The sequence below is a fragment of the uncultured Agrobacterium sp. genome (assembly GCF_913777885.1).
Taxonomy (GTDB): Bacteria; Pseudomonadota; Alphaproteobacteria; order Rhizobiales; family Rhizobiaceae; genus Agrobacterium.
The window spans coordinates 251531-268335 of sequence record NZ_CAJYTV010000011.1 but is presented as its reverse complement, the minus strand read 5'-3'; the positions used below and the strand labels follow the sequence as shown (position 1 = coordinate 268335).

General features: G+C 57.4%; 13 protein-coding genes and 1 tRNA gene. 6 read left to right on the top strand and 8 right to left on the bottom strand.

The window, feature by feature from the left end; all coding sequences use genetic code 11:
* From folK to folP, 3 genes are read right to left on the bottom strand one after another with little or no spacing between them, the layout of a single operon-like run.
* Nucleotides 1-522 (bottom strand): 2-amino-4-hydroxy-6-hydroxymethyldihydropteridine diphosphokinase, encoded by a 522-nt coding sequence (gene folK, locus QZ869_RS09825; protein ID WP_296104276.1) that lies wholly within the window; start codon nt 520-522, stop codon nt 1-3.
* Nucleotides 515-880 (bottom strand): dihydroneopterin aldolase, encoded by a 366-nt coding sequence (gene folB, locus QZ869_RS09820; RefSeq protein WP_296084261.1) that lies wholly within the window; start codon nt 878-880, stop codon nt 515-517. The genes folK and folB overlap by 8 nt, the downstream gene beginning before the upstream one ends.
* Nucleotides 877-1665, bottom strand: a complete 789-nt coding sequence (gene folP / locus QZ869_RS09815; RefSeq protein WP_296104274.1) for a dihydropteroate synthase — start codon at nt 1663-1665, stop codon at nt 877-879. The genes folB and folP overlap by 4 nt, the downstream gene beginning before the upstream one ends.
* 280 nt (nt 1666-1945) lie before the next feature.
* Between folP and QZ869_RS09810 the strand changes: the two genes are divergently transcribed.
* On the top strand, nt 1946-2575 hold the full coding sequence (locus QZ869_RS09810) for a DUF922 domain-containing Zn-dependent protease (RefSeq protein ID WP_296104271.1): 630 nt from the start codon (nt 1946-1948) through the stop codon (nt 2573-2575).
* Between the two features lie 488 nt (nt 2576-3063).
* Here QZ869_RS09810 and QZ869_RS09805 read toward each other — a convergent pair whose 3' ends face one another.
* On the bottom strand, nt 3064-3384 hold the full coding sequence (locus QZ869_RS09805) for a 2Fe-2S iron-sulfur cluster-binding protein (RefSeq protein WP_296016213.1): 321 nt from the start codon (nt 3382-3384) through the stop codon (nt 3064-3066).
* Nucleotides 3385-3527: 143 nt separating this feature from the next.
* On the bottom strand, nt 3528-3896 hold the full coding sequence (locus QZ869_RS09800) for an Hpt domain-containing protein (protein ID WP_296038024.1): 369 nt from the start codon (nt 3894-3896) through the stop codon (nt 3528-3530).
* 473 nt (nt 3897-4369) lie between these two features.
* On the opposite strand from QZ869_RS09800, the gene QZ869_RS09795 reads away from it, so the two are divergent.
* A complete protein-coding gene (locus QZ869_RS09795; RefSeq protein WP_296104268.1) occupies nt 4370-11599 on the top strand; it encodes a hypothetical protein in 7230 nt (2409 codons plus the stop codon).
* A 555-nt stretch (nt 11600-12154) separates the two neighbouring features.
* Here the strand turns inward: QZ869_RS09795 and QZ869_RS09790 are convergent.
* Entirely contained in the window at nt 12155-13132 is a 978-nt protein-coding gene (locus QZ869_RS09790; RefSeq protein WP_296104265.1) for a DUF2497 domain-containing protein, read from the bottom strand.
* Between the two features lie 284 nt (nt 13133-13416).
* Nucleotides 13417-14088 carry a protein-L-isoaspartate O-methyltransferase gene (locus QZ869_RS09785; RefSeq protein ID WP_296104263.1) on the bottom strand — a complete coding sequence of 224 codons (672 nt, stop codon included), beginning with the start codon at nt 14086-14088 and terminating at the stop codon, nt 13417-13419.
* Between the two features lie 243 nt (nt 14089-14331).
* Between QZ869_RS09785 and QZ869_RS09780 the strand changes: the two genes are divergently transcribed.
* From QZ869_RS09780 to QZ869_RS09765, 4 genes are all read left to right on the top strand, one after another.
* On the top strand, nt 14332-14484 hold the full coding sequence (locus QZ869_RS09780; protein ID WP_082447214.1) for a DUF3309 family protein: 153 nt from the start codon (nt 14332-14334) through the stop codon (nt 14482-14484).
* Nucleotides 14485-14650: 166 nt separating this feature from the next.
* A tRNA-Cys gene (locus tag QZ869_RS09775) sits at nt 14651-14724 on the top strand.
* 192 nt (nt 14725-14916) lie between these two features.
* Nucleotides 14917-15201, top strand: coding sequence for a hypothetical protein (locus QZ869_RS09770; protein WP_296018993.1), 285 nt, complete (start codon nt 14917-14919; stop codon nt 15199-15201).
* 71 nt (nt 15202-15272) lie between these two features.
* Nucleotides 15273-15518: a DUF982 domain-containing protein gene (locus QZ869_RS09765; protein ID WP_296104260.1), complete on the top strand. Its 246-nt coding sequence runs from the start codon at nt 15273-15275 to the stop codon at nt 15516-15518.
* A gap of 573 nt (nt 15519-16091) precedes the next feature.
* Here the strand turns inward: QZ869_RS09765 and wrbA are convergent.
* Nucleotides 16092-16691, bottom strand: a complete 600-nt coding sequence (gene wrbA, locus QZ869_RS09760; protein ID WP_296038010.1) for an NAD(P)H:quinone oxidoreductase type IV — start codon at nt 16689-16691, stop codon at nt 16092-16094.
* Nucleotides 16692-16805: the final 114 nt, after the last annotated feature.

Here is a 16805-nt window from a genome sequence, read left to right as displayed (position 1 = left end):
CTAGCAAGCGGAAGTGGTCCACCATTCCCGCTTTTCGTTTGCGCGAACAATGCCGGATTTGTCTGCGTCCGACAGCCACTCGCTGACTCGCCTGCCATTCACCTCCATATCCGGTGCAATATCGGCAAGTGGCATCAGGACGAAAGCACGCTCCATCATTCTGGGATGAGGAATTTCGACACGCTCTGTTACGATGTGAGCGGCTCCGTAGGTCAGTACATCGATATCGATCGTGCGAGGTCCCCAACGCTCAACTCGCACCCGCTTCATTCCCCGCTCGATATCGAGACAGAGGTCGAGCAAAGTCTCTGCGGCCAGCCTCGTTTCGATCAAAGCGCAGCAATTGAAGAAATCGGCCTGATCGGTCTTTCCCCAAGGCGGCGTGCGATAGAGTTCGGATACAGAAACCAAGCGGCAGTCGTCGTGAGCGTTCAGCGCAGCTAATGCTGTGGCCATCGCCGCTTTCGGATCACCTACGTTACCACCAAGGCCGAGAGCCGCAGAGATCCATCTGTCAGGCATGCTGCTCGACACAGACTTGCGCATAATCGAGAATGCCAGGAACGGGTGCAGACGGTTTGCGGACCGTGATCTTGACCCGGACAATTTGAGGGTAGCGCTGGCGAAGAGCGGTCGCAATATCATTTGCCAGAGCTTCGATAAGGTAGCGCCGCTGGCCGACGACGATGCTCTCGATGACGGCAAAAGCCACGCCATAATCGACGGTATTACCAATCTCGTCGGTTTCGAGGGCGTCTCCGGCTTCCACTTCCATTTCCGCGTCAACAAAGAAGCGCTGCCCTAAAACTTCCTCCTGCACCAGCAGGCCATGGCGGGCGAAGAACGAACAGTTTTTCAAAAGAATGGTGTATCGGCTCAAGCGCGTGCCTCCTGTCGTTTTTTATCTTCCAGGACAGCATCAGCGACCGCCAAGGCATCCTTCGTCATGGACACGTTATGAACGCGGAAAATCACGGCCCCTGCAAGACGCAGAAGCGCGGTTGTCGCTGCTGTTCCCACATCGCGGTCAGCCGCCGCCTCCCGGCCCGTCAGCGCCCCGATAAACCGCTTGCGTGACGTTCCGGCCAGAATAGGCAGACCGAAGGCTAAAAGCTCATCGAAACGCGACATGAGAGCGACGTTTTCGCCCACATCCTTGGCAAATCCAAAGCCGGGATCCAGAACAATATGATCGCGCATAATTCCGGCGGCATCCGCAATGACCAGCGAGTGGTTTAGAAACGCAAACTGATCGGCAATCACATCGTCCAGTTTTTCGCGCTCCCGTCCTGTATGCATGATACAGAGACCTGCGCCGCTGGTCGCGACGACATCCGCCATCGCAGCGTCCTTCTGAAGGCCGAACACGTCGTTCACGATATGCGCCCCCGCCTCGACCGCCAGGCGCGCAGTGGACGAACGGTAGGTATCGACCGAGATCAGCGCATCGGTCTCCCGACTGAGTCTTTCGATGACGGGAAGCACGCGGTCCTGCTCCTCGGTATCGCTTACGCTCGCGGCGCCCGGTCGGGTCGATTCACCGCCGATATCGACGATATGAGCGCCGTCCTCGACACAGTTCAGCGCGTAACGAACCGCCTGCTCTACCGTTACGAAACGCCCGCCGTCGGAGAACGAATCCGGAGTGGCATTGACGATTGCCATGATAAGGCCACGCCCATCAAGTTTCACAGAGCGACCATGCGCCGCTTGCCATAGATTACCGCTGGCTGTTATCAAGTAACGTACGCCTTTCCGAACTCATGGAGTGCCTTGCCATTACTACCGATCCCGCTCCGTTCTCCGCACCGGCCGTTGAGCCGGTTTCGATTTTGTCCGGGCGCGGAACGGTCCATGAGGGATTGAAGCGTGGCTTACGCGCTTCCTCGGCCACCTTGCGCTCTATGCCGCAATCCTCCCGCAAGTTCAACATGAAGGCAGGAAAATGAAACAGCTTTCGGCTGCCTGGCGCGCCCTTCTCGCAGGCGTTCTTTTGCTGCCCTCTCTGCATGGCCAAGCCCTTGCAGAAGCCGTCAGCACCAAAACCTATTCCTATTTCACCATTGGTGGAAAGACTGCGGAAGATCTGGACCGTGAATTGTCGCAACGGGGTCCGATCACCAGATCGACGGGCTTTCGTCATCCCGGCGCAACCGAAATCAAATTCGGTGGCGAACTGACCTATGTCGAGAAAGACGGAAAATGCGGCGTTGGCACTGTCGAGGTCACGCTGCACACGAAAATTCTGCTGCCCCGCTGGTCCAACCGCCGGCGCACAAATGCCGATCTCGCCCTGATCTGGGATACACTCTCAGCCGATATCAAGCGGCATGAGGAACGGCACGCGGAAATCGCTCGCGGCTATGCCCGGGATCTTGACCGACAGCTAGGTGAACTGCGCCCTCAATCCGATTGCGAGAAAATACAGGCGATGGTCGCGGAGGTGAGCCAAAGAGTCATGGACGCGCACGACAAGGATCAGTTGCGTTTCGACATGGTGGAATCAAAGAACTTCGACGCAAGAATGACGCGGTTGCTCAAACACCGTATTCAACAGCGCCCCGCCAATCGCTGAACATCCGCTTGCCAGAGGGGTTTGCCCCCCCTCGCGGCCCTTTCTACCTTCAGATCCGCGTCTCGTGCTTTGATAAGACTAAGCGACTTCCGGGTGGCCCACATAGCGCAGCAAACTTGCTCCGACCCTTCGATAACGAGGGAAATTTTGCCGGATAATGACCGTTGATTTTTTGTCGTGGTCGCGCCAGGCAGACTCACTCTATGATCATCTCATCTGACAAACATTTTCATTCGACGACTTGGGAATCGTTGGGGCGTATAGCGATCTGCATTACTTTTCTCGCGCGCTTCAGCTCTTGCAGTTTGGCATGCCGATGTCGCAAGAAACACAGAATACATTGCGCGACATCACTATCACATGGGCTCTCCCGGTGCGTATGAGGCCGCAGGTGTCTTTCTCCGCCTGCTTAAGACGTGCCCAACTTGAGCGGCAGGCGGAGGATGAAACCCACTGCCGCTCAATCTTTTTCGCTCATTCACTGTCGTTTAGCCCTGGCGTTCAGGAACGTGGACAACCAGACCATCGAGCTGGTCCGTCATCTTAATCTGACAGGACAGACGCGAGGTGGGACGGACGTCGAAAGCGAAATCGAGCATATCCTCTTCCATTGGCTCCGGGGGCCCTACCCGTTCCGTCCACTGGTCGTCCACATAGACGTGACAGGTCGCGCAGGCGCAGGCGCCGCCGCATTCGGCATCGATGCCGGGAATGGAATTGCGCACGGCATTCTCCATCACGGTGGAGCCGTTGCTGACGTCGAGATCATGGGACGTGCCGTCGAAAGCAACGATTGTCAGTTTGGTCATTTCAAAAGATCCAGGAAGGTGTTTGAGAATTCTTCTAAACACATAGAAAGGCCGGCTACGATTGGCAACCCGTCAATGTGGCTGCAAACCGAACCGGCCGTCGAATTGGCGTAACCTTCGCCGCTCACCGCTAAAAGGGAACGTTATCGGCAGAGCTTCAGGATGAAGTTTTCGGCTTCTACGACCGCAGCCGAAAGTCTTGCTAGAACGGCGCTGTCACATTGCCCGTTTTCAAGCGCTTCGGCTGCCGCAGAAACATTATAGGCCCCGACGGCATCTGCCGACCCTTTGAGCCGCCCCGAAATGACACGCATCGATGCCTGATCGGCAACAGCAAGTTCCTGCAGTACGGAGCGCGCTTGACGCGAAAACAGTTGGAGAACAGCGATCTCGATATCCTTGTCCCCCTTTGTCTGGCCAGCGAGGTGGGCAAAGTCGATGGGTTTTCTTGCCGTGACCGCGTTACCGCCGTGATTGTCCGGCGCTTCAAATGCGATGCTGAGCGCAGCCATTCCAGTTTTCCTTCGATTGTGGTGTTAGAGAGTGTTCCGATGTGGCTCACATGAAAGCAGGCTATTGTCGCTTTCCGCTGAAAATGGGGCGCCATTAGCGGGAAAATCTTTAGCTATGGTTAATTTATGTTAAACTTCTCATTATTCAGCGTTTCCGCGTCTTTTCCCGGTTTAAAAACTGTTAACAAGCAGGCACTTGGACCAGCGGTGCTGGCCGTGTTAATTGTTTAAAAGCCGCAAATGTGCCACTACCGTTATTCCACATCGCTTGCTCGTCCTAGGTTTGGCGAATTCGGCGAGCTGATGTATTTTTTGTCTTGAGAAGTGGGCGACCAATTTTCAGGGTTAGTATGAGCGGGCCACTGCATATCTTCGGGTATGGTGTCTTGCAGGCATGATGGCGGATATTCGTTTGCAGGCGGCGGGCGGATGAACGACATGAGCCGGGCGTATATGTAACGAGGCGTAACCGCATGGCGAACAACAAGTTTAGCGATTCGATCGACGAGACTGCATATCAGGCACTTGAAGATGCCTTGCAGCTCGGCGCTTACGAAAACCAGCCGGAGCCTCGTAGAAGGTCCACTCCAAAGCCCGCGGAGGCAAGAGTGCCAGAAAATAACAGACCGCGTAAGAACGAACAGCAGGCACAGTCTTCCGCTCAGGCGGCGGCACGCGCAGCAAGCGAGCAGCAGTCCCGCGCCGGTGGATTGGAAGCTGCCAATGACGGCACCAAGCGTAGCCCGGCCATGATACTGCGGTCGCTGGAAGCAGGCTCGATGACCGGCGCCGTGCGCAATGCATCTATCGTTTCGATCTTTTGGGCCATTGCCGGTATCGGCTTGGCACATGCCATTTATGGCGGACAAATCTGGGGCGTGGGCTCGCTCGCGCAGCTTTTCGCCATTCCCGGCCTGATGGCGATCATTGTCGGCATCGTCGTTCCGATCATGCTGTTCTTCGCTTTCGCCATTATGATGGCGCGCGCCAAGGACCTGCGAAACGCGGCGCGCTCCATGGCCGAAGTGGCACTTCGTCTTGCGGAGCCGGAAACCATCGCATCCGAGCGCATCATGTCAGTCGGCCAGGCGGTTCGCCGTGAAGTGTCTGCCATGAATGACGGCATCGAGCGCACGATTGCGCGCGCAACGGAGCTGGAAACCCTCGTTCATTCGGAAGTGAACGCGCTGGAACGCAGCTATGCCGACAACGAGCTTCGCGTGCGCGGCCTGGTTCACGAACTGACGGCCGAACGCGACGCGATCATCAGCCATGCAGAGCGCATCCGGTCTTCGATTTTCGGAGCGCAGGAACAGCTCAAGGAAGAGTTGTCATTGGTCGGAGAAGAGCTTTCGATGCGCCTGGCGACAAGCGGCGAAGCTTTCGCCTTTATGATCGACACACGTTCGGCAGCTCTGCTGGAAAAATCACGCGTTTCTACCGAAGCCATGGGAACGCTGATTGCGGCGAAGACCGAAAATCTTCTGAACGCGCTGAACACCTCAGGCGCTGCGCTCAACAATGAATTCGACCATCGCCTGCACGATCTCAGCAACACGTTCGATGAACGTGGCCGCGCGCTGATCGAGAAATTTGCGACGCACGCCTCAGCGCTATCGAGCGGCACGGAAACGCTCAACAAGTCCATGGACGAGCAGACGCGGCTCTTGAACGAGACGCTCACCAAACGGTCGCAGGAGCTGTCGCAGAACATAAGCCGCGGCCAGCAGGTCATCGACGGGTCACTGGATAAGGTGCTGGACAAGCTTTCAGCGACGCTGGAAGAAAAAGGCATGTCCTTCCGTCAGAGCCTTCAGAGCACGGCCGACGACGCAATCATGGATCTCGACCTGCGTTCGGGCCTGTTTGAGGAGAAGCTCCAGACCACGGTCGGTCTCGTCAACACTGCCTTCGATCAGCATGTCGCGGAGTTCGCTAGCGCCTTCGATCAGCGTGCTGGCACTCTCGACAGCAAGCTCATGGAAAGCCTGGCTCGCATCAACGAGACGGTCGCGGGCGGTACGGATTCGCTCAACGGCATTCTCACATCCAATATCGATCGGCTGAATAGCGCCCTCACCGACCAGTCGCTCGCCCTGGCAACATCTCTGGGCGCGGGCCAGGAAATGCTGGAAAGCTCGCTCGAGACGCGTACCCGGGAACTGACGGACGCACTGAGTGCCCGCACAAACGAAATCTCAAGCGCCATCGTCAACACGCATGAAAAGATCGATACGGTTCTTGCCGAGCGCAGCGCACAGCTTTTCGGTGCGCTAACCGAAACCCAGAACCGCTTCGACAGCGCGCTCGCAAGCCGCTCAGAGGCGATCACGAGCTCTGTCGCTGGATCCGCCGAGCAACTCGCCGCACTCTTGGATGAGCGCGCTGCCGCTATCAACAGCGTGGTCGCGGATGTCGAGCGCCGCCTGGCTGAAACCCTAGAAACGCGTGCTGCCGCCATCACAGGCGCAGTCTCAGGCGTAGAAGACCGCATCGCAGACACGCTGGACAGCCGCACCGCCGCGCTCAAAAACGTGGTCTCCGGTGCGGAAGAGCGGATCACCGATGCTCTCGATAGCCGCACCATGGCGATCGATATGGCGTTCTCCACCGCGGAAGAACGCATCGCGGAAACGCTCGATCACCGGACCTCGGCGCTTGGCGACATCGTAGGCGGCGTAGAAGCGCGTCTGGTGGACACGCTCGACAGCCGTACATCGGCGCTCGGCAATGTTGTCGCGGGTGTCGAAGAGCGCATCGCAGACGCGCTCGATAGCCGCACAATGGCCATCGACATGGCATTCTCCAGCGCCGAAGAACGCATCGCGGAAACGCTCGACACCAGAACCTCCAATCTCACCAATATCGTCAGTGGTGTCGAAGGCCGTCTGGCCGAGACACTGGACAGCCGTACGTCAGCGCTCGGCAATGTTGTCGCCGGTGTGGAAGAGCGTATCGCAGACGCGCTCGATAGCCGCACAATGGCCATCGACATGGCATTCTCCAGCGCAGAAGAACGCATCGCGGAAACGCTCGATACCAGAACCTCCAATCTCACCAATATCGTCGATGGTGTCGAACACCGGATTGCGTACACGCTCGACAGCCGTACATCGGCGCTCGGCAATGTGGTCGCCGGTGTGGAAGAGCGCATCGCAGACGCGCTCGACAGCCGCACAATGGCCATCGACCTGGCATTCTCCAGCGCCGAAGAACGCATCGCGGAAACGCTCGATACTAGAACCTCCAATCTCACCAATATCGTCAGCGGGGTCGAAGGCCGTCTGGCCGAGACACTGGACAGCCGTACGTCAGCGCTCGGCAATGTGGTCGCCGGTGTGGAAGAGCGCATTACAGACGCGCTCGACAGCCGCACCATGGCTATCGACATGGCATTCTCCAGCGCCGAAGAACGCATCGCGGAAACGCTCGATACTAGAACCTCCAATCTCACCAATATCGTCGATGGTGTCGAAAACCGGATTGCGAACACGCTCGACAGCCGTACATCGGCGCTCGGCAATGTGGTCGCCGGTGTGGAAGAGCGCATCGCAGACGCGCTCGACAGCCGCACAATGGCCATCGATATGGCATTCTCCAGCGCCGAAGAACGCATCGCGGAAACGCTCGATACCAGAACCTCCAATCTCACCAATATCGTCAGTGGCGTCGAAGGCCGTCTAGCCGAGACACTGGACAGCCGGACGTCTGCGCTCAACAGCGTGGTTTCCGGCGTGGAAGAGCGCATCGCGGATACGCTCGACAGCCGCACAATGGCTATCGACATGGCATTTTCCGGTGCGGAAGAGCGTATCGCGGAAACGCTGGATAGCCGGACAGCAGCCCTTAACTTCGCCGTTGCCGGTGTAGAAACGCGCATTGCCGACACGCTCGACAGCCGTACATCGGCGCTCGGCAATGTGGTCGCGGGTGTTGAAGAGCGCATCGCGGATGCGCTCGATAGCCGCACGATTGCCATCGACATGGCATTCTCCAGCGCCGAAGAGCGTATCGCGGAAACGCTCGATACCAGAACCTCCAATCTCACCAATATCGTCAGTAGCGTCGAAGGCCGTCTGGCCGAGACACTGGACAGCCGGACCTCAGCGCTCAACAGCGTGGTTTCCGGCGTGGAAGAGCGCATCGCGGATACGCTCGACAGCCGCACCATGTCCATCGACATGGCATTCTCCAGCGCCGAAGAACGTATCGCGGAAACGCTGGATAGCCGGACAGCAGCCCTTAACTTCGCCGTTGCCGGTGTAGAAACGCGCATTGCCGACACGCTCGACAGCCGTACATCGGCGCTGACAACTGCCGTCCATGGCGTCGAGGAGAGGATAGCCGATACGCTCGATAGCCGGACGATGGCGATCAACATCGCTTTCTCCAGCGCGCAAGAGCGTCTGGCCGAGACCCTGGATGGACGTACCAGCACCCTGACCTCCGTCGTTTCCGGCGTGGAAGAGCGCTTGGCCGACACGCTCGATAGCCGCACACTGGCAATCGATATGGCGATCTCGTCTGCAGAAGAACGTCTCGCAGATACTCTCGATGGGCGCGCGTCGACCATTGCGCGGACTGTCACGAGTGCGGAAGAGAGACTGGCCTCCACCACTTCTGCTATCGAAGAGACACTGGCCGTGGGTCACCTTCGTCTCGATACGATGCTCGGCACTCAGGCAGACGCAATCAGCCGCACGGTGGAGCGCACCAGCACCCTCATCGAGCAGACGGTATCATCGGCAGCCAGCCGCATCGAAACCGCAGTGGAAGCCGGCGCCGGAAACTTTGCCAACACAATGGAAACCGGCGTCTCGCGGATGGAAAACAATCTGCAGACATCGCACGACGCGCTCCGCGGCACACTTGAACAGCATCAAGCCACGCTGTCGGAAACGCTGGGTTCTGCCAGGGAGCAGATCGGTGACATTCTTTCCGAACAGGCCATGTCCATCGCGACCACGGTCGCTTCCAGCGCGAGCATGCTGGAGATGTCGCTCGAAACGCAGCAGGAGGCCTTGCAGCAGACCATAGATAATGCAGCGGGTTCCCTCTCCTCGCGCATCGAGACCTCCGTGGACACCGTTTCCACGCGCCTTGGCGAGACGGGCGCACGCCTTGAGACAAGCATCGAAGCGCTCCATGGCAAGCTTCAATCCGATCTGACAAACGTCAACGTGACGCTTGATGATGCGACCCAGAAGATCGAAGGCGTATTTGCAGTCGGTACAGCAAGGATCGATGAGCGCCTTGGCACAATGGACCGCGCGCTCAACATTGGTCTCGAAAACGTCAATCGCACGATCGAAGGCAAGGCTGCGGGTCTGGCCCACAGCCTGCGTGATGCCGTCGCCGACGCCGCACAGAGCATCGATCATGAGGCCATTCGCTCCACCGAGTTCATCGGCAAGACCGGCCTCGACTTTGCCGAACAGATCAAGGCGCGCAACGACGAATTCACCCGCGCACTGGAACATCGCTCCGATGAGATCGTCGGCCGTATTTCCGATGCACAGAGCAGGCTTTCAGGCCAGGCGGCGGCAGTCGCGCAGACCTTCTCCGACGCAGGCAATGCCATCGTCAATAAGGTTGCCGAAGCGGAAGCCGTCGTTCGCTCTCAGGTCGGCGCAATCTCCGAAACGCTGACGAGTGTCGAAAGCGCGCTCGATGCCCGTGGCGAATCCATTCGCCATACGCTCGACAGCCGCACCCGCGAACTCAACTCCATGCTGGCAAGTCGTTCCGCGGAACTGTCCCGCCTCATCGAGGAAAAGGCAAAGCCGATCGTCAACGAGTATGCCGCGGTCGGCCAGGATGCCGCAGAAAAGATCGTGACCGCGGCACAGCAGAGTGCAAACCTTCTGTCGGAAAGCAACAGTGGCATGCTGGGCATGGTCGAACAGGCCATCGAGGATTATTCCCGCGCCAGCAGCGATGCCGCCAACAAGCTGGTCGCCGCGACCCGTCAAAGCACCGATATGCTGTCGCAGACGCATACCAGCATGACGGACGTGGTCACAGGCGCAACCGACAGCCTGAATGTGGCCGTGGCTCGAGCGAGCCAAGAGTTCAAGCAGGCGGATGCCGCCCTTGGCAGCGCTACGACCAGCTTCTCCGAGTCGGCGTCTCGCGCTTCGGATCTCATCACCACATCCAGCCGCCTTTTGGAAAACAAGGTCGATCGCCTCGCCCAGATTTCCGGCAGCACGCTGTCTCAGGTCGCGGGCATCGTCTCTCGCTTCGACGAGCACTCCTCTGTGCTGTCTCAGGCAGGCGATCTGCTGAATTCGGCTCAACAAAACCTGGTCGGCACGCTGGAAGAGCGTCAGGAAGCGCTTCGCTCGCTGTCGGTGGGCTTGTTGCAACGCTCGGAGGAGATCGAGAATTCCATGCGCAGCGTCATGTCCGTCGTCGAGCAGACGCTGGGCGAAGCCGAGAAACGCTCTACCAATGTAGCTGGTAATCTTCGCCAGAACCTCAACTCGTCCTTCGAGGATATTGGCCGGTCTCTGGATGAGACCGAACAGCGCGCACGCAATGCGGCGCAGAACATGCGCGGATCGCTTCTGGCGGCCAGCGAGGAGGCAAACCGCTCTATCGAAGGAACCATGGGAGAAGCGCAGAAATATTCTGAAGAACTGGCAGGCCGCCTGCGCAGCAGTGTCTCCTCCTCACTGTCCGACGTCGACAAGTTGCTCAACAGTGCTACGGACAAATCGAACGCTGCGGCAACCGTCATGCGTGAGACGTTGCGTGAGGCAGTACAGGACGCCGTCAATCGCTTCGCTGGCGCTACGGAGGAGATCCGCCGTTCGAGCCAGGATATTCGTCAGGAACTTGACGTGACACGCGCAGAGTTGAAGCGCGGGGCTTTCGATCTGCCAGAGGAAGCAAAGGAAAGTGCGGCGGCCATGCGTCGTGCCGTTTCCGAGCAGATCAAGGCCCTTCAGGATATTTCTCAGCTTGTGGGACGCTCCACTCAGCAACTGGAAATCTCTGAGCCTGCTGCACGGGCTATTGCGGCCACCAAGCCGTCTGCCCCGCAACAGCCACGGGCAGAAGCGCGGCCGCAGCAACCGCTGTCCGCTCCACCGGCACAGACAGCCCCGGCACAACCACAACCAGCCGCGCCTGTCATCCGCAACACTGCGCCCGATCAGCGCCAGGCACCATCGCAGACAGGTGTTTCGGCGCCGCTGCAGCGCCGTGAAGAAGGTGGCGGATGGATCAGCGATCTGCTGCGTGGCGCATCTCGCGATACGCAAGACGGCGCAACGCGGCAGGCTACCCCGCCCGCTCCCGCTCGTCCCGCTGCCGAGCAGCAGACCCGTGCCGCCGACAGCCGCAATCCACGCCATGTCGTCGAGTCGCTGAATTCACTGTCCGTCGATATCGCTCGCGCAATCGATCACGATGCATCAGTGGAACTGTGGGGCCGTTATCAGCGCGGCGAGCGTGATGTCTTCACGCGCCGCCTCTATACGCTTAAGGGTCAGCAGACCTTTGACGAGATCAAGCGGAAATATGACCGCGAATCGGAGTTCCGCACGGCGGTCGACCGCTACATTTCGGACTTCGAGAAGCTTCTGGCGGATGTTGCTAGAACAGATCGCGACCGTACGGTGACGCAATCCTATCTGACTTCAGACACGGGCAAGGTCTATACCATGTTGGCTCACGCAGCCGGACGCTTCAGCTAAAAATACCGTCACCACAACTGAAGTAAGAGCGCCCCCGGAATCATTACCGGGGGCGTCTTCGTTTGCGCTGCCAAGGGTCCACAAGTCACGTGGAAGAACTGAACGTGTTTTGGGCAAGCCACGGTTTCATATCTGCCGCTCAGCGCCAATCATCCCGATCGTGAGACTGAGGATCGAAATCACCGTGCAGTTGCGCAAGGGTCAAGCCAAAAATAGCGGCGTCGGTGCCCATAAAGCGGCACCTGTCGTTCCAAGCCAGTCGTTTTTTTCGTCGCTCGCCTGCCTCCGGATGTCTCCATCTCACCCGGAACCGATCTGAGCGGCCGATTTGTCGCAGGTGGTCATCGCAATACCGCTAGGCACTTTTGTGCGACAGGCGTTATGCGGCGTGTTGTCAAGCGCAAATCCGGAAACCGCCATTCTATAGAAAAATGAAAGCCGCTGAGGAGTTCATCTCCACAGCGGCTTTCTTCATCAACGAAAGGTCTTCATGACCTCAAGGGCCATCGAAAGATACGAGCGCGAATAAGGGTAAACCCCTTAACTCGCAACGCATCAACGACGAGGGCCACGCGCTACGCGCTCGATTTCTTCGCGAACGAGTCGTTCCACGATCGTCGGCAGATTGTCCTCCAGCCACTCCTGCAGCATGGGACGCAACATATCCTGTGCAACGTCCTCGATGGTAGGATGATGAACACCATCGAAAACCTCGGCAAGCGCACCAAAGGACCGCGCGATCTGCTCGCCTGCTTCGGCAGAAACCAGACTTAGCGGCAGGTCGAGCTTGGCTTCGCTTTTAGGCGCGACGGTGTCGATAACCGGGGATGGTCTGATCTCAGCAGTACGAGCGACGGGCCGGTCTTCCTCGACAGCTCCGCGCAGCTCCATCGTTTCCCACAGGGGTACTGGTTGGGGCGCAGGCGCAGATGGCGCTGGCTGAGGAGCCTGCTGGGCTTGTGGCGCTGGATTGAATACGGGCATCTCCCTCATCGGCTGCTGTGCTACAGCGGCCATCAGAGGGCGCACATCCGTCGGACGACTGGGGGCGGCTGCAGTTCTCTCTACCTCCACGTACGGTTGGGGCTGCATGGTCGCAGGAGCTTTAGAGCCGGCTGCAGAAGCTGCTTGTTCACGGGTACCCTGTGCAAAAGCGGCCTGCGGCCCGAGTGTCGCATTGCGATCTGCGGCGGCGCGAACTCGTGCTGCCACGTCTGCGAGTGAAAGGGTCTTTTCAAGCGCGGGATCCATCGCAGGCTGCTGACTCTCGCTAGCCGGGATAGCCTCATTGAACTGCCGCGCGCCGTGGCCTTGATTCGCAGCGGGCGGAACATGCGGCGGTGGAGTATGAACATCAGCGGAGATATCTCCATCAAAGCTCATTTCCTCATCCGCATCATCAGAATCGAACTGAGATGCGCGCTGACCCGGGTAGCCATCGGTTGGCGCAGGTTCATTGCTTTCGATGATCCTGCGGATCGACGCCAGAATCTCTTCCATAGATGGTTCACGCGCTACACTCGGCTGAGCCATATTTATCCCCGATTTTCACGTTCAAGACGGGCCGGAGCACGATACGCCTGCTCCGAATCATCGAGAGTGTAGGACACCATCAGTCAGAAGAGAATCCATGCGGCCAGGGGATTTGCGCGATGCACAGCTTTATTTCGAAATGAAAATGGCCCGGCATTGACCGGACCATCTGTTAACCATCTGCTTTTTCAGCATTTAGAACGTGTCGAAATCCTGCAAATTTGCCTTCCGCTTTTAGTCGCGCGTTGGAACTGCAGAGCGCACCATACTTTTACGCTACATGCTTAAAAGACGAATTCCTTCGACTTGGCAAAACCCGGTAGCGGTTTCAGCGATGCGTTAAAGAAGGTTGCGGCAGAAATCCCCTTGCCGTCGCGACGGTAAACAGTGACCTTGGCGGCATTGCCATAGCCGACAACGGTAATCAGGCGACCGCCATCGGCAAGCTGATCCAGAAGTGCCTGAGGCACCTCCTCAACAGAGCCGCTCATGAAAATCACATCGTAAGGCGCCTGCGCTGGGTGGCCCTTTTCAAGCTCGCCGGCAACGGTCACGACGTTATCATAGCCGAGTGCGCCAAGCGTCTCAGTCGCTTTGGCGGATAGTTCGGGATCACTTTCCAAAGAAACCACAGAGCCCGCAAGTTCTGACAGAATGGCCGAGAGATATCCAGTTGCTCCACCGACCTCCAGAACGAGATCATCCTTGGTGACGGCTACAAGCTGCAGCATCTTGGCAATCGGCGACGCTTTCAACAGGTAGCGAGCGCCAAGCCCATCTTTTGCAGGACAGATCTGCAGGTCTTCGTCCATATACGCTACCTGCTTGACACTTTGCGGGACAAAAGCCTCACGAGGAACGGAGAGAAACGCCTTGAGCACCGAATGGGACGTTACGTCGGTGGTGCGCACTTGGCCGTCCACCATTTTCGCGCGTGCGGTTTCATAATCCATCATGTCGTGCTTGCCTCACGTAAAAGCCTACGAACACAGGTGTGTCCGCTTTTTGCTAATCGTCTTAATCGGCTCCGCCTGCGCTTTCAAGCACAAGCATGCATCAGCGAAGCTAAAAAGAAACGGTGCTGCGCACCAGCACTTAGAGCTCACCAGATTACATCCTCTGATACCGGGCTCGGGAACTTTTTTATCCGCCTAATCATTATTGAGTTACTGAGACGTCATCAACGGCTGGAGGTAAAAATGCTCGGTACAATCCTCGTCATCCTTCTCATTCTCTTCCTGGTCGGCGCTCTTCCGAACTGGGGTTACCACAATTATGGATGGGGCCCGTCGGGCGGCCTTGGCCTCGTGCTCGTGATCGTCCTGATCCTCGTACTGCTTGGGCGAATTTGATCACACAGACAAAAAAATCCCCGCTGAGATCACTGGTCTGGCGGGGATTTTTCATGAGCATTAAGTCGCTCACACAAACTTATCGGGAGTTTTTCAAACTCTCCTATTGCGTGGAAAATGGATTCGTTCTAAATCCCCGCCATCGCTCAAACAGACGGGCGTGTGAGGCCTCGTGGCGGAGTGGTGACGCAGAGGACTGCAAATCCTTGTACCCCGGTTCAATTCCGGGCGAGGCCTCCAAAAAATTCTCCACGATTTAAAGTTACGCTTTATGTGACGCCGGCGTGAGCCTTAGAGCTTTGCGCGTAAGGCTCTGTTGCGGCCAGGCTCGCCCGGATATCAAAAGGCACAGGAACCTCCTCCCAGGCTTATAGTTTACGGCGATGACCTCGTGACGATTTCCCGTCTGATTCTATGGAGCACATCATGAAAATGAAGTCCGTCATCGCAGTAACCGTTGTTGCTCTGGCGCTCGCAGGCTGTACGACGGGGCTTTCGAATGCCAACCTCGAGCCGATTCCAGGTAGCATCACTTATAATGGACAGCCGCGTACCAAGCTGACGAAATCGCCGGTTGGCAGCACGTTCACGCATAACTTCCGGCGATGGAACGGCGACCGGGTAATCGAAACCTATCAGATACAGCCAGATCGCTCGCTGAAAATCATTGATCGTCGCATCATCCGCGATTGGCTGACATTCGGAAGCGACGACTGATCCAGAACATTGAATGATGCACGCTCTCAGGTTAGAGGCATCTTTCGATCGAATGGAGAGTAAGCGCGAAGATGGATACGAAATGGACCAAGCCGGTTCTTGTGGCGCTGGAAGAGCCGGGCAATTACACCAGCATTGAAACAACACAGGCCGCATCCTGGGCGATGATCGAGGACTGGCCTACGGAAGACGGAGCTGCGCTCGACCACGCCCTGCTCGTCTGTGCCGCCGTCGGTGCAGGCAAGAAGAAACCAGAAGACGCCAGACGGGCTTTCATTGCCGCTGCAGTCGAAGCTGGCCTCGACATCAAGGCATAATGTCGCAACAGCGAAGATACGGGTTAACCTGTACGCCTCCGCTGTGTAAAAGATGGCAAGCGTTTGACCAAGGCTCGTCGGCCGTTGCTTGGTCGGTTGCGTGATCATACCGTGCCGAGGGAACGGTTAATCATGCGCGACGGTCGTTTCTGATTGATCGCCACTCCTCTTTAGAAAGTGCAAGAGACGATGAAGAAGCCCCTGCTCCTGCTTTTGATGACATGCCTTATTGTGGGCATTGTCGGCCATCTCATCATTGCCTTTGTCATCACGGGCTGACAAAAAATACCGGATAAGCGATTCTCGTTACCATCCATTAAGATTTGCATCGTTGTCGCGGAACTACGTTATGTTTTCCACGTTTTCCTGGCACGGAAATCTGGAGGGTAATAAAATGCGTGACGGCCTGAACAGTCTGCTTGAAATATCGCTTCTGGGCTTTGTTGTTGTGACCTGCTTGATTATGGTCAACCCGCCGGTCTAAAGCCAAAAAAGTATTTACGAATAAGTCGCCTTCAATGGAGGTGATGAAAATGCGGCCTCAAGGGCCGCATTTTCGTTTTGACTACAAGGTCAAGCCGAAAGCTTGGCTGCCAGTTTCGCGACGTGCGCGCCTTGGAACTTCGCACCTTCAAGTTCGATGGCAGACGGTTGGCGAGAGCCGTCACCATCGGTAATGGTCGAGGCGCCATAAGGCGAGCCGCCCTTGACTTCATCTACCCCCATTTGACCCTGAAACGCGTAAGGCAGGCCAGCAACGACCATGCCATGATGCAGGAAAGTCGGGATGAAGCTGAGGATCGTCGATTCCTGACCACCATGCTGGGTAGCAGTTGAGGTGAAGGCGGAGCCGATCTTGCCAACCAGCTTGCCACTGAACCACAGTCCGCCAGTCTGATCCCAGAAATTACGCATCTGCGATGCAACGGAACCGAAGCGCGTGCCTGCGCCAACGATAATCGCGTCGTATTCTTCCAGCTCGTCGACGGTCGCGATCGGGGCTTGCTGATCCAGCTTGAAATGAGACGACTTGGCGACGTCTTCGGGAACGAGTTCAGGAACACGCTTCACGACAACGTCCGCACCTGCGGACTTCGCACCGTCTGCAACGGCATAAGCCATTGTTTCCACGTGACCGTAAGACGAATAGTAGAGCACCAGAACTTTTGCCATCGTTGGTTTTTCCTCATGTTTTTCTTTGATCATCACGATACAGCGCAGTATACGCCGCCGATGTAACGGGAGGCTAACAGAGGAGTTGCATTAGAGCGATAGAAGGAGAAAAGA